20 protein-coding genes are annotated in these 21025 nt (G+C 73.2%); 12 read left to right on the plus strand and 8 right to left on the minus strand.

Features of this window, described 5'->3' with window-relative positions; translation table 11 throughout:
- The first annotated feature begins 32 nt into the window (after window positions 1–32).
- From LWC33_RS19785 to glgB, 7 genes are all read left to right on the plus strand, one after another.
- Window positions 33–2006: an alpha-1,4-glucan--maltose-1-phosphate maltosyltransferase gene (locus tag LWC33_RS19785; RefSeq protein WP_233305902.1), complete on the plus strand. Its 1974-nt coding sequence runs from the start codon at window positions 33–35 to the stop codon at window positions 2004–2006.
- 156 nt (window positions 2007–2162) lie between these two features.
- Window positions 2163–3086 carry an SPFH domain-containing protein gene (locus LWC33_RS19790; protein WP_372476655.1) on the plus strand — a complete coding sequence of 308 codons (924 nt, stop codon included), beginning with the start codon at window positions 2163–2165 and terminating at the stop codon, window positions 3084–3086.
- Window positions 3087–3090: 4 nt separating this feature from the next.
- Window positions 3091–3318, plus strand: coding sequence for a type II toxin-antitoxin system antitoxin (locus tag LWC33_RS19795; protein ID WP_233305903.1), 228 nt, complete (start codon window positions 3091–3093; stop codon window positions 3316–3318).
- Window positions 3319–3345: 27 nt separating this feature from the next.
- Window positions 3346–3699, plus strand: coding sequence for a hypothetical protein (locus tag LWC33_RS19800; protein WP_233305904.1), 354 nt, complete (start codon window positions 3346–3348; stop codon window positions 3697–3699).
- A gap of 82 nt (window positions 3700–3781) precedes the next feature.
- Window positions 3782–5521, plus strand: coding sequence for a maltose alpha-D-glucosyltransferase (treS, locus tag LWC33_RS19805; RefSeq protein ID WP_233305905.1), 1740 nt, complete (start codon window positions 3782–3784; stop codon window positions 5519–5521).
- On the plus strand, window positions 5518–6936 hold the full coding sequence (locus LWC33_RS19810) for a maltokinase N-terminal cap-like domain-containing protein (RefSeq protein ID WP_233305906.1): 1419 nt from the start codon (window positions 5518–5520) through the stop codon (window positions 6934–6936). The genes treS and LWC33_RS19810 overlap by 4 nt, the downstream gene beginning before the upstream one ends.
- 92 nt (window positions 6937–7028) lie before the next feature.
- A complete protein-coding gene (gene glgB / locus LWC33_RS19815) occupies window positions 7029–9398 on the plus strand; it encodes a 1,4-alpha-glucan branching protein GlgB (protein WP_233305907.1) in 2370 nt (789 codons plus the stop codon).
- A 90-nt stretch (window positions 9399–9488) separates the two neighbouring features.
- Here the strand turns inward: glgB and LWC33_RS19820 are convergent, their stop codons facing one another.
- Genes LWC33_RS19820 through LWC33_RS19830 form a run of 3 tightly spaced genes read right to left on the minus strand, consistent with a single transcriptional unit; the run spans window position 9489 to window position 12741 of the window.
- The gene (locus LWC33_RS19820) at window positions 9489–10691 is read right to left on the minus strand and encodes a glycosyltransferase family 87 protein (protein WP_233305908.1); all 1203 of its coding nucleotides are present in this window, start codon (window positions 10689–10691) and stop codon (window positions 9489–9491) included.
- Window positions 10692–10741: 50 nt separating this feature from the next.
- Entirely contained in the window at window positions 10742–11749 is a 1008-nt protein-coding gene (locus LWC33_RS19825) for a tetratricopeptide repeat protein (RefSeq protein WP_233305909.1), read from the minus strand.
- Between the two features lie 56 nt (window positions 11750–11805).
- Window positions 11806–12741 (minus strand): SCO6745 family protein, encoded by a 936-nt coding sequence (locus LWC33_RS19830; RefSeq protein WP_233305910.1) that lies wholly within the window; start codon window positions 12739–12741, stop codon window positions 11806–11808.
- A gap of 246 nt (window positions 12742–12987) precedes the next feature.
- On the opposite strand from LWC33_RS19830, the gene LWC33_RS19835 reads away from it, so the two are divergent.
- Window positions 12988–13275 (plus strand): hypothetical protein, encoded by a 288-nt coding sequence (locus tag LWC33_RS19835; RefSeq protein ID WP_233305911.1) that lies wholly within the window; start codon window positions 12988–12990, stop codon window positions 13273–13275.
- Window positions 13276–13333: 58 nt separating this feature from the next.
- On the opposite strand, the gene LWC33_RS19840 is transcribed toward LWC33_RS19835, so the two are convergent.
- Both LWC33_RS19840 and LWC33_RS19845 read right to left on the minus strand, forming a co-directional pair.
- Window positions 13334–14044, minus strand: a complete 711-nt coding sequence (locus LWC33_RS19840) for an alpha/beta fold hydrolase (protein WP_233305912.1) — start codon at window positions 14042–14044, stop codon at window positions 13334–13336.
- Complete coding sequence (locus LWC33_RS19845) at window positions 14037–14348, minus strand: thiamine-binding protein (protein ID WP_233305913.1); 312 nt, start codon at window positions 14346–14348, stop codon at window positions 14037–14039. Before LWC33_RS19845 ends, LWC33_RS19840 begins: the two co-directional genes overlap by 8 nt.
- Window positions 14349–14408: 60 nt before the next feature.
- Between LWC33_RS19845 and LWC33_RS19850 the strand changes: the two genes are divergently transcribed.
- Complete coding sequence (locus tag LWC33_RS19850; protein WP_233305914.1) at window positions 14409–14912, plus strand: MarR family winged helix-turn-helix transcriptional regulator; 504 nt, start codon at window positions 14409–14411, stop codon at window positions 14910–14912.
- A gap of 1 nt (window position 14913) precedes the next feature.
- On the opposite strand, the gene meaB is transcribed toward LWC33_RS19850, so the two are convergent.
- Window positions 14914–15861: a methylmalonyl Co-A mutase-associated GTPase MeaB gene (meaB, locus tag LWC33_RS19855; RefSeq protein WP_233305915.1), complete on the minus strand. Its 948-nt coding sequence runs from the start codon at window positions 15859–15861 to the stop codon at window positions 14914–14916.
- Window positions 15862–15865: 4 nt separating this feature from the next.
- The gene (locus tag LWC33_RS19860; protein ID WP_233305971.1) at window positions 15866–17050 is read right to left on the minus strand and encodes an acetyl-CoA C-acetyltransferase; all 1185 of its coding nucleotides are present in this window, start codon (window positions 17048–17050) and stop codon (window positions 15866–15868) included.
- 142 nt (window positions 17051–17192) lie between these two features.
- On the opposite strand from LWC33_RS19860, the gene mce reads away from it, so the two are divergent.
- The 3 genes from mce to LWC33_RS19875 all read left to right on the plus strand — a co-directional run bounded on the left by mce (window position 17193) and on the right by LWC33_RS19875 (window position 20578).
- On the plus strand, window positions 17193–17666 hold the full coding sequence (gene mce / locus LWC33_RS19865; protein ID WP_233305916.1) for a methylmalonyl-CoA epimerase: 474 nt from the start codon (window positions 17193–17195) through the stop codon (window positions 17664–17666).
- Between the two features lie 239 nt (window positions 17667–17905).
- Complete coding sequence (ccrA, locus tag LWC33_RS19870; protein WP_233305917.1) at window positions 17906–19237, plus strand: crotonyl-CoA carboxylase/reductase; 1332 nt, start codon at window positions 17906–17908, stop codon at window positions 19235–19237.
- A gap of 270 nt (window positions 19238–19507) precedes the next feature.
- On the plus strand, window positions 19508–20578 hold the full coding sequence (locus LWC33_RS19875; protein ID WP_233305918.1) for a coiled-coil domain-containing protein: 1071 nt from the start codon (window positions 19508–19510) through the stop codon (window positions 20576–20578).
- Window positions 20579–20664: 86 nt separating this feature from the next.
- Here the strand turns inward: LWC33_RS19875 and LWC33_RS19880 are convergent, their stop codons facing one another.
- Complete coding sequence (locus tag LWC33_RS19880) at window positions 20665–20928, minus strand: Rv1322 family protein (protein ID WP_372476656.1); 264 nt, start codon at window positions 20926–20928, stop codon at window positions 20665–20667.
- Window positions 20929–21025: the final 97 nt, after the last annotated feature.

Genomic DNA, 21025 nt, shown 5'->3' on the forward strand with positions numbered 1-21025 from the left:
CAATCCGATCAACGAAAGCGGGGGTGGCGTCGATGACCGGTCGGCTCGGGATCGATGACGTCAGTCCTGCGGTGGGCGACGGCCGTCATCCCAGCAAGGCCGTGGTCGGCGAGGTGATCCCGGTCCGCGCCACGGTCTGGCGCGAGGGACACGACGCCGTGGCCGCCAACGTCGTGTGGAAGCGGCTCGGCTCCACCGCCCAGGCCGAGCACGTGCGGATGCTGCCGGACGGGGTGGGCACGGACCGGTTCGCCGCCACCGTCGTCGCGGACGAGCCGGGGCTGTGGACCTTCCGGGTGGACGCCTGGAGCGACCCGTGGGCCACCTGGCGGCACACCGTCGAGGCCAAGCTCAAGGCCAACCAGACCGCCGACGAGCTGGCCAACGACCTGGAGAGCGGCGCCCGGCTGCTGCAGCGCGTGGGCCGCCGGCCCAGCGAGCGCGCCAACCGGGACCTGCTCTTCGGCGCCGCCAACGCGCTGCGGGACACCGCGCTGCCGCTGCACGCCCGCGTCGCCCCGGCGCTCTTCCCGGCGGTGCACGCGATCATGACCGAGCGCCCGGTGCGCGAGCTGATCACCCGCGGCCGCACCCAGCAGGTCTACGTCGACCGCGAGCGGGCGCTGTTCGGCTCCTGGTACGAGTTCTTCCCCCGCTCCACCGGCGGGCGGGACGAGACCGGCCGCGCCGTGCACGGCTCGTTCGTCACCGCGGCGAAGGAGCTCGACCGGATCGCCGGCATGGGCTTCGACGTCGTGTACCTGCCGCCGATCCACCCCGTCGGCACGGTGCACCGCAAGGGGCGCAACAACTCCGTGCACGCCGAGCCCGGCGACGTCGGCTCCCCGTGGGCCATCGGCTCCGCGGACGGCGGGCACGACGCGATCGACCCCGAGCTCGGCACGCTCGACGACTTCGACTCCTTCGTCGCCCGCGCCAAGGACCTGGGCATGGAGGTCGCGCTCGACTTCGCGCTGCAGTGCGCGCCGGACCACCCGTGGGTCGAGGCCCACCCGGAGTGGTTCACGGTGCGGCCGGACGGGTCGATCGCCTACGCGGAGAACCCGCCGAAGAAGTACCAGGACATCTACCCGATCAACTTCGACAACGACCCCGCCGGGCTCTACGCCGAGGCGCTGCGGGTCGTGCTGCACTGGGTCGAGCACGGGGTCCGGATCTTCCGGGTGGACAACCCGCACACCAAGCCGCCGAACTTCTGGCACTGGCTGATCTGGCAGGTCAAGGCGCGCTGCCCCGACGTGCTGTTCCTGGCCGAGGCGTTCACCCGCCCGGCCCGGCTCTTCGGGCTCGCGCGGCTGGGCTTCACCCAGAGCTACACCTACTTCACCTGGCGCACGGAGAAGGAGGAGCTGGCCGAGTTCGCGCTCATGCACGCCGAGCGCGCGGACGAGTGCCGGCCGAACCTCTTCGTCAACACTCCGGACATCCTCCACGAGTCGCTGCAGACCGGCGGCCCCGCGATGTTCGCGATCCGCGCCGTGCTGGCCGCGACCATGTCCCCGACCTGGGGCGTGTACTCGGGCTTCGAGCTGTTCGAGGGCACCCCGGTCAAGCCGGGCAGCGAGGAGTACCTCGACTCGGAGAAGTACGAGCTGCGCCCGCGGGACTTCCAGGCCGCGCTGAACGAGGGCCGCTCGCTCGAGCCGTTCCTCGGCCGGCTGAACGAGATCCGCCGCGGCCACCCGGCACTGCAGCAGATCCGCGAGATCCACTTCCACGAGGTGGACAACCCCGAGCTGCTCGTCTACTCGAAGCGGGACCCGGAGAGCGGCGACGCGGTGATCGTGGTCGTCACGCTCAACTCCCACGAGGTGCGCGACGGCATGGTCCGGCTCGACATGCCGGAGCTGGGCCTGGGCTGGAACGACTCGTTCACCGTGACCGACGAGATCACCGGGGACATCTTCCGCTGGCAGGAGCGCAACTACGTGCGGCTGCAGCCGCTGGAGAACGTCGCGCACATCCTGCGCGTGCACCGGGGCTGACCCCGCCCCCTTCCCGACGACGCCCGTCCCGCACCCGTGCGGAGCGGGCGTCGTCGTGTGTACCGGGTCGTGTGTGCCGGGTCGTGTGTGCCGAATCGTGGTGGCAAAAACTGATATCACTTTGCTATGGTGGGAATGTCACGAAAGGAGCCCGCCATGTCCGACTCCCCCGCCCTCGCCCCGGCCCCCGACGTTCCCGAGATGCCGCAGCCGCACGTCGAGGAGCGCCCGCTCACCGGAGCCGGCGGCTTCGGGATGCTGGCCGTGGTCCTGGTGCTCGTCCTCGGCGGCATCGCACTGCTCGCCCTCAGCGGAGTGCTCGGCCCCGTCGGCACCGGTCTGGGCGCGTTCGCGCTGGTGGTCGGCCTGATCCTCGCCGGCGGGCTCACCGCCGTGGCACCCGGCGAGGCGCGCGTGGTGCAGCTGTTCGGCCGTTACCTCGGCACGATCCGCACCAGCGGCTTCCGCTGGCTCAACCCGTTCACCCAGCGGCGCAAGATCTCCACCCGGATCCGCAACCACGAGACCGAGCTCGCCAAGGTCAACGACGCGGACGGCAACCCGATCGAGATCGCCGCCGTCGTCGTCTGGCAGGTCCGGGACACCGCGAAGGCGAGCTTCGAGGTCGACGACTTCGTGGAGTTCGTCGCGATCCAGTCCGAGACCGCGGTCCGGCACATCGCGACCAGCTACCCGTACGACAACCAGGGCGCACCCGGGCTCTCGCTGCGGGACAACGCCGACGAGATCACCGGCCGGTTGTCGACGGAGATCGCGGCGCGGGTGGAGTCGGCGGGCGTCGCGGTGATCGAGTCCCGCATCACCCGGCTCTCCTACGCCCCCGAGATCGCCCAGGCGATGCTGCGCCGCCAGCAGGCCGGCGCGGTCGTCGCGGCCCGGGAGAAGATCGTCGAGGGCGCGGTGGGCATGGTCAAGCAGGCCCTCGACCGGCTCAGCGAGCAGGAGGTCGTGGACCTCGACGAGGAGCGCAAGGCCAGCATGGTCAGCAACCTGCTGGTGGTGCTCTGCGGCGACCGCGACACCCAGCCCGTCGTCAACACGGGCTCGCTCTACTCGTAACCGGATGCCCTCCGAGCGCAAGAAGATCCTGTTGCGCCTCGACCCGGCCGTGCACGACGCGCTCGTCCGGTGGGCCGACGACGAGCTGCGCAGCACCAACGCCCAGATCGAGTTCCTGCTCCGCCGGGCGCTGTCCGACGCCGGCCGGCTGCCCGGGTCGGCGGGGCCGATGCGCCGCCCCGGGCGGCCCCGCCGCGAGGAGCGGGACACCGGCGAGCACCCCGAGGACTGATCCCGCCCGGACACCGGAGGAGGACCCGTGCCGACCACCCCGCTCTCCCTGGCGGAGCAGCTCTACCTGCTGAGCTACGACCCGACCCGCAAGCGCTTCACCGGCTCCGGCGAGCGCGGCCTGCTGCTGCGCGCCGCGGCGCTCCTCGACTCCGCCCGCTCGGCCCGGCACGGCGTGCGGCCCGAGGGGATCGCCGAGGCCGACGCCGCCGCGGTCGCCCTCGCCGCGGCGGCCCGGCTGCGGACGGTCGTGGGCCGAGCCGATGCGAAGCAGCGCAAGGACCGCATCGAGGCGCTCACCGCCCGCACCGGCCCCGTCCCCAAGGCCCTGCGCAAGGCCGTCGACTCGCAGCACGCCGCCACGGCCGCGAGCGGAGGGTGATCCGGTCGCGAACGGAAAGGGCGGTGGTCGGCCCGCGTTCCAGACTGAGAAACCGGGCCGGCCCGGATAGAGTCCGCAACCGATGAGTGAGACGGTCGAGACGGACAGCGGCGAGCTCGTCGTCAACGAGCCGGACGCCGAGGACTACGGGCACGCGCGCGCCCTCGAGGTCGACCCGCAGTGGTTCAAGACGGCGGTCTTCTACGAGGTGCTCGTCCGTGCGTTCAACGACTCGAACCGGGACGGCTTCGGCGACCTGCGCGGGCTCACCGAGAAGCTGGACTACATCCAGTGGCTCGGCGTGGACTGCCTCTGGCTGCCGCCCTTCTACGACTCCCCGCTGCGCGACGGCGGGTACGACATCCGCGACTTCCGCGCGGTGCTGCCGGAGTTCGGCACGGTCGAGGACTTCGTGGTGCTCATCGACGAGGCCCACAAGCGCGGGATCCGCGTGATCACGGACCTGGTCATGAACCACACGTCGGACCAGCACCCCTGGTTCGAGGCCTCCCGCCGCGACCCCGAGGGCCCGTACGGGGACTTCTTCGTGTGGTCGGACGAGGACACGCGCTACCCCGAGGCGCGGATCATCTTCGTCGACACCGAGTCCTCGAACTGGACCTACGACCCGGTCCGCGGCCAGTTCTACTGGCACCGCTTCTTCTCCCACCAGCCGGACCTCAACTACGACAACCCGGCCGTGCAGGAGGCGATGATCGACGTCTTGCGGTTCTGGCTGGACCTCGGGATCGACGGCTTCCGGCTCGACGCCGTGCCCTACCTGTACGAGCGGGACGGCACGAACTGCGAGAACCTCACCGAGACGCACGGCTTCCTCAAGCGCTGCCGCAAGGTGATGGACGACGAGTACCCGGGCCGGGTCATGCTCGCCGAGGCCAACCAGTGGCCGTCGGACGTCGTGGAGTACTTCGGCGACCCCGAGGTGGGCGGCGACGAGTGCCACATGGCCTTCCACTTCCCGCTGATGCCGCGCATCTTCATGGCGGTGCGCCGGGAGAACCGCTTCCCGATCTCGGAGATCCTGGCCCAGACGCCGCCGATCCCGTCCGGCGCGCAGTGGGGCATCTTCCTGCGCAACCACGACGAGCTCACGCTCGAGATGGTCAGCGACGAAGAGCGCGACTACATGTACGCGGAGTACGCCAAGGACCCGCGGATGAAGGCGAACATCGGCATCCGCCGCCGGCTCGCCCCGCTGCTGGAGAACGACCGCAACCAGCTCGAGCTGTTCACCGCGCTGCTGCTGTCGCTGCCCGGCTCGCCGGTCCTGTACTACGGCGACGAGATCGGCATGGGCGACAACATCTGGCTCGGCGACCGCGACGCCGTCCGCAGCCCGATGCAGTGGACCCCGGACCGCAACGCCGGGTTCTCCATGTGCGACCCCGGCCGCCTGTACCTGCCGGTGATCATGGACCCGGTGTACGGCTACCAGGCGGTGAACGTCGAAGCGCAGTCGAACTCGTCGACCTCGCTGCTGCACTGGACCCGGCACATGATCGAGGCCCGCAAGCGCCACCACGCCTTCGGCCTCGGCGACTTCCACGAGCTGGGCGGGTCCAACCCGTCGGTGCTGGCGTACACCCGCACGTACGGCGACGACACGGTCCTGTGCGTGAACAACATGAGCCGGTTCCCGCAGCCGGTCGAGCTCGACCTCTCGACCTGGGAGGGGTACATCCCGCACGAGCTCACCGGCGGCGTGCCGTTCCCGCGGATCGGCCAGCTGCCGTTCCTGCTCACGCTGCCCGGGCACGGCTTCTACTGGTTCTCGATCAAGCCCGCGGAGGACACTGCATGACGGCGCTCGCCGAGGAGCTCCCGGCCCACCTGCCCGACTACCTGGCGCGCCAGCGCTGGTTCCCGGCGAAGGGCAGGCCCGTCGAGTCCGTCGCGGTCGCGAGCTCGACCGCCCTGATCGGCGAGGGCGAGCTGCTCCTCGACCTGTGCCTGCTCCGGGTGACCTTCGCCGACGGCACCGCGCCGGAGCACTACCAGCTGCTGGTCGGGCGGCGGTACCAGCCCGCGCCGGACCTGGAGTACGCCACGATCGGCGCCGTCGGCGACCGGATCGCGTACGACGCGATGTGGGACCAGGAGGCCACGGCCTTCCTGCACGAGGCCATCCGGGAGGGTCGCACCTACGGCGACGTCCGGTTCGTGCCGGAGCCCGGCGTCGAGATCCAGGGCGGGGTCGCCGGCCGGATCCTCGGCGTGGAGCAGTCCAACACCTCGGTCGCGTTCGCCGACCGGAGCATCTTCAAGCTGTTCCGCCGGGTGGCGCCGGGGGTGAACCCGGACCTCGAGCTGCACCGCGCGCTGCGCGCTGAGGGCAGCGAGCAGGTGGCGTCGCTGCAGGGCGCGGTGGAGGGCTCGCTCGACGGCCGGCCGGCCACGCTCGGGATGCTGCAGGACTTCGCGTCGAACTCGGCCGAGGGCTGGGCGATGGCGCTGACCAGCGTGCGGGACCTGTTCGCCGAGGGCGACCTGTTCGCGAACGAGGTCGGCGGCGACTTCGCCGGCGAGGCCCGCCGGCTCGGCGAGACGGTCGCGCTGGTGCACACGGAGCTGGCCGCGGCGCTGGGCACCGGCACCCGCGACGCCGACGAGCTGCGGGCCGCGCTCACCGCCCGGCTGACCGAGGCCGCGTCGCAGGTGCCCGCGCTGGGCGAGCACGTCGACGGCATCCGCGCGGTGTACGACGCGCTGACCGGCGAGATCCCCACCCAGCGGGTGCACGGCGACCTGCACCTCGGCCAGACCCTGCGCACCCCGCGCGGCTGGCTGCTCATCGACTTCGAGGGCGAGCCCGCGGCCCCGCTCGCCGAGCGCACCCGGATGGACTCGCCGCTGCGCGACGTCGCCGGGATGCTGCGGTCCTTCGACTACGCCGTCTACCACCAGGTCACGCTGGCCGACGCCGACGAGCACGAGCAGCAGCAGCTCTTCCGCCGCGCCGACGAGTGGGCGGTCCGCAACCGCTCGGCGTTCTGCGACGGCTATGCCTTCGCCTCCGGCCGGGACCCGCGTGCCGAGGCCGCGGTGCTGCGGGCCTACGAGCTGGACAAGGCGGTCTACGAGGTCGTCTACGAGACCCGCTCCCGCCCGACCTGGGCCAGCATCCCGCTGACCTCGATCGCGCGGCTGGTGGAGGAGGCGCAGGAGAAGGGCGTGGACACCACCGATCCGGAGTCCGACCCGCAGATCTCGCTGTAGAAAAGTTCGCGCGAACGGGTTTGGCCAAGGGCCGCAACCCGTTCGGCGGACCACAGTGGGCACGTTCCGGGCGTCCGCAATAGGGTTCCCGGGTGGCACACGAGGACACCCGCACGATCGACCCCTGCCCCCCGGACCAGGCGACGACCGACAGGCTCCTGGGCGGTGCCCACCACAACCCGCACGGGGTGCTGGGCGCGCACCCGACGGCCGGCGGCGGCACCGTCGTCCGCGTGCTGCGCCCGCACGCCGACGAGGTGTGGGTGCTGCGGGGCGGCGACCCCGACGACGCGCACCCGCTCGTCAAGGTGCACGACGCCGGCCTGTTCTCCGGCGTCGTCGACGGACCGGGCGGCGACTACACGATCCGCGTCCGCTACGGCGACCGCGTCGACGTCACGGACGACCCCTACCGCTGGCTGCCGACGCTCGGCGAGGTCGACCTCCACCTGATCGGCGAGGGCCGCCACGAGCGCCTCTGGGACGTGCTCGGCGCGCACGTGCGCACCTACGACACAGCGAACGGCCAGGTCACCGGCACCAGCTTCGCGGTCTGGGCGCCCAACGCCCAGGGCGTGCGCGTGACCGGCGACTTCGACGGCTGGGCCGGCTGGGCGCACCCGATGCGCTCCCTCGGCGGCGCCGGCGTCTGGGAGATCTTCGTGCCCGGCGTGGGCGTCGGGACGCGGTACAAGTACCGGATCCTGGGCCGCGACGGCGTGTGGCGCGACAAGGCGGACCCGTTGGCGTTCGCCACCGAGGTCCCGCCCGCCACGGCGTCCGTGGTCACCACGAACGCCCACGAGTGGGGCGACGAGGAGTGGATGGCCGCCCGCGCCGTCCGCCAGCCGCACGCCGAGCCGATGAGCGTCTACGAGCTGCACATCGGCTCGTGGCGGCAGGGCAACGGCTACCGGGAGATCGCCGACCAGCTCGTCGAGTACCTGGGCGAGACGGGCTTCACGCACGTCGAGCTGCTCCCGGTGGCCGAGCACCCGTTCGGCGGCTCCTGGGGCTACCAGGTCTCCGGCTACTACGCGCCGACCTCCCGCTTCGGCACCCCGGACGACTTCCGGTACTTCGTCGACACGCTCCACCGGCACGGCTACGGCGTGATCGTCGACTGGGTGCCCGCGCACTTCCCGCGCGACGAGTGGGCGCTGGCCCGGTTCGACGGCTCGCCGCTCTACGAGCACGCGGACCCGCGCCGCGGCGAACAGCCGGACTGGGGCACGCTCGTGTTCGACTTCGGCCGCCGCGAGGTGCGCAACTTCCTGGTCGCCAACGCGCTGTACTGGCTCGACGAGTTCCACATCGACGGCCTGCGGGTCGACGCCGTGGCCTCGATGCTCTACCTCGACTACTCCCGCCCGGACGGCCAGTGGCTGCCGAACCAGTACGGCGGCCGGGAGAACCTCGAGGCCGTCTCCTTCCTGCAGGAGATGAACGCGACGGTCTACCGGGAGCACCCCGGCGTCGTCACGATCGCCGAGGAGTCCACCGCGTGGCCGGGCGTCACGCGGCCCACCTACATGGGCGGGCTCGGCTTCGGGTTCAAGTGGAACATGGGCTGGATGCACGACACGCTCGACTACGTCGGGCGCGACCCCGTGCACCGCAGCTACCACCACAACCAGATGACCTTCTCGCTGATGTACGCGTTCAGCGAGAACTACGTCCTGCCGATCAGCCACGACGAGGTCGTGCACGGCAAGGGCTCGCTGTGGACCCGGATGCCGGGCGACGACTGGAACAAGGCCGCGGGAGTCCGCGCGCTGCTCGCCTTCATGTGGGCGCACCCGGGCAAGCAGCTGCTGTTCATGGGCCAGGAGTTCGGCCAGGTCCGCGAGTGGTCCGAGGAGCGCTCGCTCGACTGGGACCTGCTCGCCGACCAGCTGCACGGCGGCATCAAGAGCCTCGTCGGCGACCTCAACCGCACCTACCGCGAGCACCCGGCGCTGTGGACCGCGGACCACTCGCCCGAGGGCTTCTCGTGGATCGACGCCAACGACGCCGCCGGCAACGTGCTGAGCTTCCTGCGGCAGGGCACCGACCACGACGGCCGCCCGGCGGTCCTGGCCTGCATCGCGAACTTCTCCGGCCAGCCGAAGGAGAACTACCGCGTGGGCCTGCCGTTCGCCGGCCGCTGGCGCGAGCTCGTCAACACCGACGCGGAGAACTACGGCGGCTCCGGGGTGGGCAACCTGGGCACGGTCGAGGCGGAGCGGTCCGCGTGGCACGGGCGGCCCGCGTCGGCCGTGCTGCGGCTGCCCCCGTCGGGCGTGCTGTGGCTGGTCCCGGAGGAGACCGGCGGCCCGGTGCACCCGAAGCGGCCCGCCCGGTCCGCCGCGACCGAGCCGGCCGTCGAGGCGCCGCCCGCGGGCGCCGCGCACACCCCGGACCTGATGCGGGGTGTGCAGAAGGAGATCGGCCCGGCCGACGAGGACGTCCGGGACATCTGACCGCTGCCGTATGGTTCCATAACGCGGCTCACCCGGCTCCTTTTCCGCGTTATGGAACCATAATGCGATCAGGAGCCGGGATTTGGAGCGTTATGGTTCCGTACTGCGGTCGGCGCTCGTGAGCAGCGTGATCCAGTAGGCCAGCAGGATGGCGCAGTAGAGGCTGCGGCCCACCGGCGTCCACGGGTCGTCGGGCGCCCAGAGGTCGCCCCACGAGACCGGGATCAGCGGCAGCGCCAGCAGCGCGGCCACCCAGGCCCGGCGCGCACTCCCCGCGGCCGACACCGCCACCACGGCGAGCACGCCCGGCCACAGCAGTAGCAAGTAGTTGTGCCAAGAGATCGGCGACATCAGCAGGCTCGCGGCGAGCACGGCCCACGGCGCGGTGCCGGCGGGGTCCGCCGCGCCCGTCCGGGTGCGGCGTGCCAGCCACACCAGCGTCCCGATCAGGACGACCGCGCCGAGCACCGTCCCGACGGCCGACGGCAGGCCGAGCCGCACCGCCTCGCCGGGCAACGCGGCGTTGTCCAGCACGTCGGGCACCGGCTCGCCGAACCCGATCCGCAGCCACTCCAGGGCGCTCGACGGCCCGGCCGCCAGCGCCCCCACGAGCGTGGCGACGACCGCGCCGCCGATCCCCGCCCAGAAGGGCCGCCAGCGCTGCTGCACGGCCGGGAGCAGCAGGACCGGGGCGAGCGAGGGCTTGAGCGCGACGGTGACGCCGTAGAGCGCGGCGGCGAGCAGCGGGTGCCCGCGGCGCTCGGCGAGCCACCCCGCGACCAGCCCGACCAGGAGCATCCCGTAGATCTGGCCCAGGTAGAGCGTGCCGTGCAGCGGGGAGGACGCGAGCATCGCCAGCGTGGCGCCCGCCGTCCACCACCACGACAGCCGCAGCTCGCGGCACACCAGCAGCACCGCGCCGGCGATCAACACCAGGGTGAGGGCGGCGAACACCCGGTATGCCACGACCACGTCGAGCCCCGCGAGCGGCGCGAGCAGCAGGCTCAGCACCGGGGGGTTGAGGTTGCGCAGCTTCGCCGGCGTCGCGTAGATGTCGCCGCCCTGGGTCAACGCGACGGCGGAGTGCCAGAAGGTGTCGAAGTCGGCGTGCAGCTCGCGCATGTCCGTCGAGGACAGGCCGAGGACCAGCCAGTTGTGGTGCGTGGCGTGCAGGACGGCGGTCAGCGCGAGCGCCGCCACCGCCAGCACGACGGCGCCGACGCGGGCCGCCGGCCACCGCCGGGCCGGGGGCCGCGGCGGATCGGCGACGGGCTGCGGGCTGGTCGTCGACACGGCTGCCGACCGTAGTCGGCCGGGCCCGCGCCCGGCCGCGCGCCTCGCGCTCAGAAGAGCGCGCGGGCCAGGGCGCGACGGGCGGTGCTCACCCGCGGGTCGTCCGCGGGGAACAGCTCGAACAGCCCGACGAGGTGGCTGCGCACCTTCTCCCGGTCGTCGCCGAAGGTCCGGCCGACGGCGGCGACCAGCCGCTGGAAGGCCGACTCCGCCCGGTCCTGGGCCACCTCGGCGTCGGCGGCGGCGAGCTGGGCGTCGACGTCGTCGGGCGCGGCGTCGGCCCGGTCGATGGCCGACGGGTCGGCCGCCTCGGCGCGGGCCAGGAAGCGGACCTGGGAGAGCGCGGCCTGCGCCATCTCGTTGGCCGGCTCCTGGTCGAGGATCCGCTGGTAAGCGGCCTCGGCCTCGGCGTAGTCCCCGCGCTCGAGGGCGTCCTCCGCCTCGATGAAGCGCGGGTCCTCCGGCTCCTCCTCCGGGACCGCGTCGCCGCCCGCGGCCGCCCGGCGCTCGCCCTCGGCGATGGCGGGCATGCGGTCGCGCAGGGCGTCGAGGATCCGCGCGATCCAGTCCTTGACCTGCGGCTCGGGCAGGGCTCCCTGGAACGCGTCGACCGGCTGGCCGGCGACGACCGCGACCACCATCGGGATCGACTGCACACCGAAGGCCTGGGCGATCCGCTGGTTCGCGTCGACGTCGACCTTCGCGAGGATCCAGGCGCCGCCGCTGGCGTTCGCCAGCCGCTCCAGGACCGGCGAGAGCTGCTTGCACGGCTCGCACCAGGTGGCCCAGAGGTCGACGATCACCGGCACCTGCAGGGACGCCTCCAGCACGTCCTGCTGGAAGGTCTGCTCGGTGACCTCGACGACGTACCGGCCGCCGCCCGGCGAACCCGCCGGGGCCCCACCGGGGGCACCGCCTTGCGCGGCCGCGGCCTGCTGGCGGGCCGCGGCCTCGGAGCGGGCCTTCAGCGCGGAGAGATCGACGGCGCCCGCCAACGCGGACGACAGGGCCGCCGTCTGAGCTGCCTGACGAGGATCGGGTCGCGACACGCCGTCCATCCTGGCACGATCCTCATCCGCCCCGCCCGTCGCCCGCCCCACCGGCGCGCCGGGGATCAGCCGGAGCCGGCCGACACCAGCGGTCGCATGCCCATCGGGTTGCGCTCGAGGAAGTCGCCCGCCGCGAGGACCCGCTCCACCAGGGGCCCGGCCAGGGCGACCAGGCGCTCGGCGCGCGCGTCACCGAGGGCCCGCCAGGCCTCGTCGGCGAGGGCGTCCGTACGCGCCTCGACCTCGGCGCACAGCCGCCGGCCGGCCTCGGTCAGCACGGTGTCGGCGACGGTCTCCCCGGCGCCCGGCTCGACGAGTCCCCGGTCGGCGAGCCGGGCCCGCGCGGCCTCCCACTCCTCGACGGTCCAGCCGCGCCGCTCGCGCAGCCAGTCGCCGGCCAGGTCCTGGGCGCCCGCGAACACCACCAGCGCCTCGACGGGGTCGATCCCGGCGGCGACCAGGGCGGCGACGTGCCCGTCGCCGCGCTGCTCGCGCAGGATCGTCTGCGCCTGCCACAGGACGAGGTGCGGCGCGTCGGGCCAGGGCAGGGCGGCGTTGGCCGCGGCGAGGGCCCGGCCGGCCGTCGACGCCGCGGCCGCGGCCGCGCGGGCCAGCTCGGCCGCCTCCGCGACCTCCGCGGAGCCGACGTCGCCGAGGGCGCGGCGCAGGGCGGCGTCGACCGCCGCGAGCCGGGCGTCGAGCAGCTGCGCGGGCGTGGCCACCGACCAGACCTCGGGCACCGAGCGGGCCACGAAGCCGGGCGCGAAGTTGTAGAACAGCGCGGTCACCACCTCGGCCGGGACCGGGCCGAGCGGTGCGGCCCGCTGTCCGAAGTAGCCGCGCCAGAAGCCGCGCAGCCCCAGCGACTCCCCCGTCGCCCGCGCCTCCGGGGCGAAGTAGGTCACCGCGTGCAACGGCTCCAACGCCCGCCACATCCGGCGGGCCCGGTGCTCGCCGCCCGCGGCCTCCGGGCTGGTCACAGGGGTGGTCCGGGTCGTCATGGCGCCTCCCGTCGTCGTGCTCCCCACGACGGTAGGACGTCCGACCATCCCGGATCCAGGGGTCGAGGTTGCGCCGTTCCGGTGGTGGCGGGCACCCGCGGTTCGCGGCGGCGGACCGCCGATCACCGGACCGGCGGAGCACCAGCGACGGCGCGCACTCGTTGAGTCCGGGGAAGAGACGGCACGTCACCGGGCGTGCCCGCCGGACGGATCCGCGCCGGGACCGTCCCCTGACCGGAGGATCTGATGAGCCAGGAGAACCCCGTCGCCGACCGCCTGCTGGCGGAGGCGCGCAAGAAGACCGCCCGCCGGCAGAGCCCGGTCCTGGGCAAGGTCGCGCTCGTGATCGGCATCGTCGCGCTGGTCGCCAGCCCGATCTCGATCGTCGGCTGGGTCGGCGGGCTGGCCGCGATCGGGGTCGGCATCGCCGCGGTGCGCAACCCGGACACCGCGAAGCTCGCCAAGATCGCGATGGCGCTCGGCTTCGCCGCGATCCTCGTCGGCGTCTTCTTCTTCACGCTCAACATCGCCTGAGCAGCCGACCGACGACCGGCGGGACCATCCCGCCGGTCGTCGGCGCTCTCGGCGGCTCCTACAGCCCGGTGAGCAGGTCGGCCAGCGCGGCCGGACGGGTGAGCATCGGGAAGTGCCCGCCGGGCAGCTCGCGCACCTCGAAGCCCCGCGCGCCGGCGAGCCGGCGCGAGGTCTCCGGGTTCACCATCCGGTCGTCCCCGCAGATCACCGACACCGTCCGCACCGCCGGCCACGCGGTCAGCGGGGTGACCTCCTTGCCGATCACCCACGCCTGCGGGCGGAGGTCCGCGATCGCCTCCCGGACCGGCTCCGCCGCGCCCAGCTCCTCAGCCACCCCGGCGTACAGGGACGCCTCGGCGGCCTCGGGAGGCCAGCTCGTCGTGCCACCGGGGCCGCGCTCCGGGCCCGGCCCGCGACCGGACGCCATGATCGTGCGGTCCTCGCGGAGCAGGTCGTTGTGCGCCCGGCCGGGCTCGGGCAACATCGCCGCGACCAGCACCAGGGCGTGCGTGCGCGCCCCGAGCTCCGCGGCGACCAGCGGCGCGGTGAGCCCGCCGAGCGAGTGCCCGACGACCACGACCGGCCCCTCCGCGGGCGCCGCGGCGAGCGCCGCCGCGACGTACTCGGCGGCGCCGGCCCCCGGCTCGTCGGCGGGCAGGTCCGGCGCCACCGACGCGCGGCCGCGGGCCCGCAGCTCCGCCTGCAGCGGCGCCCAGCTCGACCCGCGGTGCCAGGCCCCGTGCAGGAGCAGGAACTCCGGCTCAGCCATCCGTGCCGAGCGCCTTCTCGATCCGCTCGACCTTGGCGCCGAGCTGGCCGGTGTACCCGGGGCGGATGTCGGCCTTGAGCACGAGGCTCACCCGCGGGGACCGGGCCTGCACGGCCTCGACCGCCCGGCCCACCACGGCCATCGCCTCGTCCCAGGTCTCGGCCTCGATGGTGGTGAACATGGACGTCGTCTCGTTGGGCAGTCCGGACTCCCGGACCACGCGGACGGCCTCGGCGACGGCGTCGCCCACGCTGCCGTCCGCGGCCGAGCTGCCGGACGGCGCGATGCTGAACGCTACGAGCATGCCGCCAGCCTGCCCCATGATCTCGGGCCGTGGGTGTCCGCCCTGCTAGCGTTCGCGGTCATGGCCGCGCGCGATCCGCTCCCCTTCGACCCGATCGACCGGGCGGCGGAGCTCTGGGCCGAGCGGATCGGCCCCTCGGACACCATGGCCGCCGTCACGAGCGTGATGCGGGTGCAGCAGATCCTGCTCTCCGCCGTCGACGCCGCGCTCAAGCCGCACTCCCTCACCTTCGCCCGCTACGAGGCGCTGGTGCTGCTGAGCTTCTCGCGCGCGAAGAAGCTGCCGATGCGCGTGATGGGCGAGCGTCTGCAGCTGCACCCGACCAGCGTCACGAACATCGTCGACCGGTTGCAGGCCGACGGGCTGGTGCGCCGGACCCCGCACCCCACCGACCGGCGGGCCACGCTGGTGGAGATCACGGCCGACGGGCTGGAGCGGCTCGAGCAGGCCACCAAGTCCGTGACGGACGTCGACTTCGGCCTGGTGGGGCTCGACGCGCAGGGCAAGTCCCAGCTGTTCGACCTGCTCGGCCGCATCCGCGCCGCGTCGGGCGACTTCCGCTGAGCTACAGGCCGTCCAGCAGCTCGTCGGCGGCGCGGTAGGGGTCCAGCTCGCCGGCCACGACCTTCTCGGCCAGCGTCTCGAGCGCGGCGCCGCCGCGGACGTCGCCGAGCCGCGCGCGGACCTTCTCCAGCCCGATCGCCTCGATCTCGTTCTCCGCCCGCCGGCGGCGCCGGCGCGGGCCCTCGCCGGAGGACTCCAGCCAGGCCCGGTGCTCGTCGATCGCCTCCGCGACCTTCCGGACGCCCTCACCGCGGGCGGCGACCGTCCGGCACACCGGCGGCTTCCAGGCGTCCCGCCGCTCGCCGAGCGACATCATGTAGCGCAGGTCACGCACGGTCTGGCCGGCGCCGTCGCGGTCCGCCTTGTTGACCACGAACACGTCGGCGATCTCGAGGATCCCGGCCTTGGCGGCCTGCACCCCGTCCCCCATCCCGGGGGCGAGCAGCACGACCGTGGTGTCCGCGAGCGAGACGACGTCGATCTCGGACTGTCCGACCCCGACCGTCTCGACCAGCACGACGTCGCAGCCCGCGGCGTCGAGGACCCGGAGGGCCTGCGGGGTCGCCCAGGCCAGGCCGCCCAGGTGTCCGCGAGTGGCCATGGACCGGATGAACACGCCCTCGTCGACCGCGTGGTCGCCCATCCGGACCCGGTCGCCGAGCAGCGCGCCGCCGGAGAAGGGCGACGACGGGTCGACCGCGAGCACGCCGACCCGCTTGCCCTGCTCCCGGAACGCGGTGACCAGCGCCGACGTGGTGGTGGACTTGCCGACGCCCGGCGAGCCGGTCAGGCCCACGACCTGCGCCCGCCCCGTGTGCGGGGCGAGCAGCGCGGCGACCTCCGGCAGGTCCTTCGAGCCGCTCTCGACGAGGGAGATCAGCCGGGCGACCGCGCGCTGCTGGCCCTCCAGCGCGCGGTCGACCAGCTCCTGCGGGGACTGCTGGGCCAAGGGATCAGGCCGGGACGCGGAGGATCAGCGCGTCGCCCTGCCCGCCGCCGCCGCACAGCGCGGCCACGCCGACGCCGCCGCCGCGGCGCTTGAGCTCCAGCGCCAGGTGCAGGGTGATCCGGGCACCGGACATGCCGATCGGGTGGCCGAGGGCGATCGCGCCGCCGTTGACGTTGACCTTCTCCTCGTCGAGGCCGAGCTTGCGCGAGGAGACCAGGCCGACCGCGGCGAACGCCTCGTTGATCTCGACGAGGTCGAGCTCCTTGGGGTCGATGCCGTCCTTGGCGCAGGCCTTGGCGATGGCGTTGGCCGGCTGCTCGTGCAGGCTCGTGTCCGGCCCGGCGACCACGCCGTGCGCGCCGATCTCGGCCAGCCAGCTCAGGCCCAGCTCCTCGGCCTTCGCCTTGCTCATCACCACGACCGCGCACGCGCCGTCGCTGATCTGCGACGACGACCCCGCGGTGATCGTGCCGTCCGCGGCGAAGGCCGGGCGCAGCTTGGCCAGGCTCTCCCCGGTGGTCTCGGCGCGGACGCCCTCGTCCTGCGAGAAGACGATCGGGTCGCCCTTGCGCTGCGGGATCTCGACGGGGGTGATCTCCTCGTCGAACACGCCGTTCTTCACGGCCGCGGCGGCCAGCTGGTGCGACCGGGCGGCGAAGGCGTCCTGGTCCTCGCGGGTGACGTCGTAGCGACTGTTGTGCTTCTCCGTCGACGCACCCATCGCGACCTGGTCGAAGGCACAGAACAGGCCGTCGTAGGACATGCTGTCGATCAGTGCGGTGTCGCCGAACTTCACGCCCTCGCGGGACTTCGGCAGCAGGTGCGGTGCCTGCGTCATCGACTCCTGCCCGCCCGCGACCACGATGTCGAACTCGCCGGCGCGGATGAGCTGGTCGGCCAGGGCGATGGCGTCGATGCCCGACAGGCAGACCTTGTTGACGGTCAGCGCCGGGACGTCCATCGGGATGCCGGCGGCGACGGCGGCCTGGCGGGCGGGGATCTGGCCGGCGCCGGCGGTGAGCACCTGACCCATGATCACGTACTGGACCTGCTCGGGGGCCACCCCGGCCTTCTCCAGGGCGCCCTTGATCGCGATTCCGCCGAGCTGCGCGCCCGAGAACCCCTTGAGCGATCCGAGCAGCCGGCCCACCGGCGTTCGGGAACCAGCGACGATCACGGACTGCGCCACGACGACCTCCAGCAACTGCGTTGGCACACGGGAATCGGCACGGACGATACCCGCCGGTCACAGGCCGGGAGACGGGCCGAACGGAGGGGGTGAGCAGCCACACACGGCGTCGGGCCCGGCACCGAGCATTACATTCCGGGGCATGACGGCACAGACGGAATCGGCCCACGGCGCGCTCGGATCCCTGCTGACGCAGATCGACCACGTCGGCATCGCGGTGGCGGACCTCGACGAGGCGATCGCCTGGTACCACGACGTGTTCGGGCTGGTGAACACGCACGAGGAGGTCAACGAGGAGCAGGGCGTCCGCGAGGCGATGCTGGCGGCGCCCGGCACCGACCCCGCCTCCGCGACGCGCATCCAGCTGCTGGCCCCGCTGCGCCCGGACTCCACGATCGCGAAGTTCCTCGACCGCAACGGGCCCGGCCTGCAGCAGCTCGCCTACCGGGTGACCGACATCGAGGCCGCGATGGAGGCGCTCGAGGCCAAGGGCCTGCGCCTGCTCTACCCGGAGCCGCGCCGCGGCACGGCCGACTCGCGCATCAACTTCGTGCACCCGAAAGACGCCGGCGGCGTGCTCGTCGAGCTCGTGGAGCCGGCGGCCGGCGCGCACTGAGGCCGGCTCCGAGGCCGGCACCGAGCTCCGGGTCCTGCCGATCCGGTCTTCCGCAGCCCCTCCGATCAGGCAGTTCCCGCCCGGCCGGAGGGGCTGCTTCATTGATCCAGTCGGTGGGCTGCGTCACGATCGGCCCTATCGGAGCAGCGCACGGCCACAATGCCTCGGGTACCATACTGAGCGGTAACTGATCGGTATCCCAAGCAAGACACACGACTCATGCCACCGGAGGCCAGGCCGTGCAGGAGATCCTCGACGCCATTCTCGCCGAGCGTTTCGACGCCGTGGGCGGGCTGTCAGTGCCGGACCACTACCAGGCGATGACGGTCCACGCCGACGAGACGGAGATGTTCGACGGCATCGCCACCCGCGACAAGGACCCGCGCAAGAGCCTGCACCTGGACACGGTGCCGACGCCCGAGCTCGGCCCGGGCGAGGCGATCGTGGCCGTGATGGCCAGCGCGATCAACTACAACACCGTGTGGACCTCGATCTTCGAGCCGGTGTCCACCTTCGGCTTCCTCAAGCGCTACGGGCGCGAGTCCGAGCTGGCCAAGCGGCACGACCTGCCGTACCACATCGTGGGGTCCGACCTGGCCGGCGTCGTGCTGAAGACGGGGCCCGGGGTCAACGCGTGGAAGCCCGGTGACCGGGTCGTCGCGCACTGCCTGTCCGTCGAGCTGGAGAGCCCGGACGGGCACGGCGACACGATGATGGACCCGCAGCAGCGGATCTGGGGCTTCGAGACCAACTTCGGCGGGCTCGCACAGCTCGCGCTGGTCAAGTCCAACCAGCTCATGCCCAAGCCCGAGCACCTGACCTGGGAGGAGGCGGCGAGCCCCGGCCTGGTCAACTCCACCGCGTACCGCCAGCTGGTCTCCCGCAACGGCGCCGACATGAAGCAGGGCGACACCGTCCTGATCTGGGGTGCGAGCGGCGGGCTCGGCTCGTACGCCACCCAGTTCGCGCTCAACGGCGGCGCCACCCCGGTCTGCGTCGTCTCCTCGCCGGAGAAGGCGGAGATCTGCCGGGCCATGGGTGCCGAGCTGGTCATCGACCGCAACGCCGAGGGCTACCGGTTCTGGAAGGACCCGCAGACCCAGGACCCGAAGGAGTGGAAGCGCTTCGGGGCCAGGATCCGCGAGCTCACCGGCGGCGACGACCCGGACATCGTCTTCGAGCACCCGGGCCGGGAGACCTTCGGCGCGTCGGTCTACGTGGCGCGCAAGGGCGGCACGATCGTGACCTGCGCGTCGACGTCGGGCTACATGCACGAGTACGACAACCGGTACCTCTGGATGAACCTCAAGCGGATCGTGGGCTCGCACTTCGCGAACTACCGCGAGGCGTGGGAGGCGAACCGGCTGATCGACAAGGGCCTCGTCCACCCGACCGTCTCCAAGGTCTACCCGCTGGCCGACACCGGACAAGCGGCGTACGACGTCCACCAGAACGCCCACCAGGGCAAGGTCGGCGTCCTCGCCCTCGCCCCCGAGGAGGGCCTCGGCGTGACGAACCCGGAGAAGCGGGCCAAGCACCTCGACGCGATCAACCGCTTCCGCGGCGTCTGATCCGGCCCGTTCGGCACGAATGGCTCCACAACGCACTCCCGGATCCCGTCCCGGTGCGTTGTGGAGCCACACCGCACTCGGAGCCCGGGGTCGGCGTGCCGTTGGGGAGCCACAGTGCGGCGGGCGGGCGCACGATCGAGCGTGAGGGGGCCGTACTGCGGATGTCGCAGCGCGGGACGCAGATCGGCCCACGCCCGGACGGGTGACGGAGCCCACGCAGAGGCGCGCGTGACGCTCTGCGAAACGCGGTAGCCCGGTACGGTGACGCTCATGGTCGGTGAACCGGAGAACCCTCGTCCCGACGCCGGTGACCAGCCCACAGCCGGCTTCCGGGTCGTCCGCCGCGGCTACGACCAGGAGCAGGTCGACGGGCACCTGCACCGGATCGACGCCGACGTCCGGCTGCTCGCCGCGGACCGGGACGCCGCCGTCACCCAGGTGACCCGGCTGACCCGGGAGCTCGACGAGACCCGCGGCCGGCTGGAGTCGACGCGCCAGCAGGTGCGCCGACTGTCGGGGCCGCCGGACAGCGTCCAGGGCCTGAGCGAGCGGATGCGTTCGATGCTCCGGCTGGCCGAGGACGAGGTCGCCGAGACGCGCACGCAGACCGACGCCGAGGTGACCCGGCTGCGCGCCGAGTGCGACCAGGAGCTGGCCGAGCGCCGGACGGACGCGGAGCGCCGCCGCGAGGCGCTGCTCGCCGACGCCCGGAACGAGGCGGAGCGGATCGTCGCCGAGGCGAAGGCCCTGCAGGCGCAGGCCGCGCAGGACAAGCTCGCGAACGACGAGGCGATCGCGAAGCGCCGTGCCGAGTCCGACGCGGCGATCACCGCCGCGACCGCGGCGGCCGCCGCCGAGCGCGACCAGGTCCAGGAGGACTTCCGGATCGCGATGGACCAGCGGCGCACCGAGACCCTCGAGGCGCTACGGGCCGAGCGCACGGCGACCGAGCAGGAGACCGCCCGGCTGCGCGCCGAGGCGGACGAGTACGCCCGCACCACCCGCAGCACCGCCGACGAGCAGGCCGCACGGATCGTCGCCGACGCCCGCGCCGAGGCCGACCGGCTCGTCCGCGAGGCCGAGCGCCGGGTCGCCGAGCTCACGGACCTGCGCGGCCGGGTCGCCGAGCAGCTCGCGCACGCCCGCGCCGCACTCGTCGCGGACCTGGCGGCCCTGGGCCCGCTCGCCGACGAGAGCGGGACGGACGGCCGGCACACGGACGGCCGGCACACGGACGGCGGGCACACGGACGGGGCGCCGTCGGACGGGGCCGCCGTGCCCGCGCAGGCGAGCGAGCAGTCCCGCCGCCCGCGCCCCCACCCGGCCGCGGCGCGCGCCTGACCCGCACGCATTCGACGTACCGCACACGCGCGAGAGCGTCTGTGCGGCGCGTCGATGCCGTGTGCGAGGCGGAGGAAGCGTGCCCGTCAGCGGGGGCGGCGCACGCCCGGGCGCCGGCGGCCGCGCGCGTTCCAGCACGGCAGATGCCAGTGGCGGCGATCCTCGACGCCGCCCCACTCCCCCGTCGGCCAGGTCACCACGTGCCCGACGCCGGCGGGAATGAGCTGGTCGCAGCCCGGGCAGCGGTAGTCCTTCACCGACGACCCGCCGGGGACGTGCCGGACGGCCCACTCGCCGTCGGGCCCCGACTCCGCGCGGGTGACGATCCCCGACGACAGGGGTGCGGACACGGGACGACCCCGCCCCCGTTCCGAGGGGCGGGGCCGTCGACCGCGTGCCATGTGTCCGACCGTAACCGCCCCGGCACCGTCGCGTGCGCGGCGCCGG

This window comes from Pseudonocardia terrae (assembly GCF_021343995.1).
Lineage (GTDB): Bacteria > Actinomycetota > Actinomycetes > Mycobacteriales > Pseudonocardiaceae > Pseudonocardia > Pseudonocardia terrae.

Bases quoted from the DNA above. Each gene is read 5' to 3' on its own strand.
- treS (WP_233305905.1), top strand. From the start codon at position 3,782: ATGAGTGAGACGGTCGAGACGGACAGCGGCGAGCTCGTCGTCAACGAG.
- LWC33_RS19845 (WP_233305913.1), bottom strand. From the start codon at position 14,348: ATGCTCGTAGCGTTCAGCATCGCGCCGTCCGGCAGCTCGGCCGCGGAC.
- LWC33_RS19790 (WP_372476655.1), top strand. From the start codon at position 2,163: ATGTCCGACTCCCCCGCCCTCGCCCCGGCCCCCGACGTTCCCGAGATG.
- LWC33_RS19830 (WP_233305910.1), bottom strand. From the start codon at position 12,741: ATGACGACCCGGACCACCCCTGTGACCAGCCCGGAGGCCGCGGGCGGC.
- LWC33_RS19795 (WP_233305903.1), top strand. From the start codon at position 3,091: ATGCCCTCCGAGCGCAAGAAGATCCTGTTGCGCCTCGACCCGGCCGTG.
- mce (WP_233305916.1), top strand. From the start codon at position 17,193: ATGACGGCACAGACGGAATCGGCCCACGGCGCGCTCGGATCCCTGCTG.
- LWC33_RS19785 (WP_233305902.1), top strand. From the start codon at position 33: ATGACCGGTCGGCTCGGGATCGATGACGTCAGTCCTGCGGTGGGCGAC.
- LWC33_RS19840 (WP_233305912.1), bottom strand. From the start codon at position 14,044: ATGGCTGAGCCGGAGTTCCTGCTCCTGCACGGGGCCTGGCACCGCGGG.
- LWC33_RS19835 (WP_233305911.1), top strand. From the start codon at position 12,988: ATGAGCCAGGAGAACCCCGTCGCCGACCGCCTGCTGGCGGAGGCGCGC.
- LWC33_RS19850 (WP_233305914.1), top strand. From the start codon at position 14,409: ATGGCCGCGCGCGATCCGCTCCCCTTCGACCCGATCGACCGGGCGGCG.
- LWC33_RS19825 (WP_233305909.1), bottom strand. From the start codon at position 11,749: ATGGACGGCGTGTCGCGACCCGATCCTCGTCAGGCAGCTCAGACGGCG.
- LWC33_RS19875 (WP_233305918.1), top strand. From the start codon at position 19,508: ATGGTCGGTGAACCGGAGAACCCTCGTCCCGACGCCGGTGACCAGCCC.
- LWC33_RS19810 (WP_233305906.1), top strand. From the start codon at position 5,518: ATGACGGCGCTCGCCGAGGAGCTCCCGGCCCACCTGCCCGACTACCTG.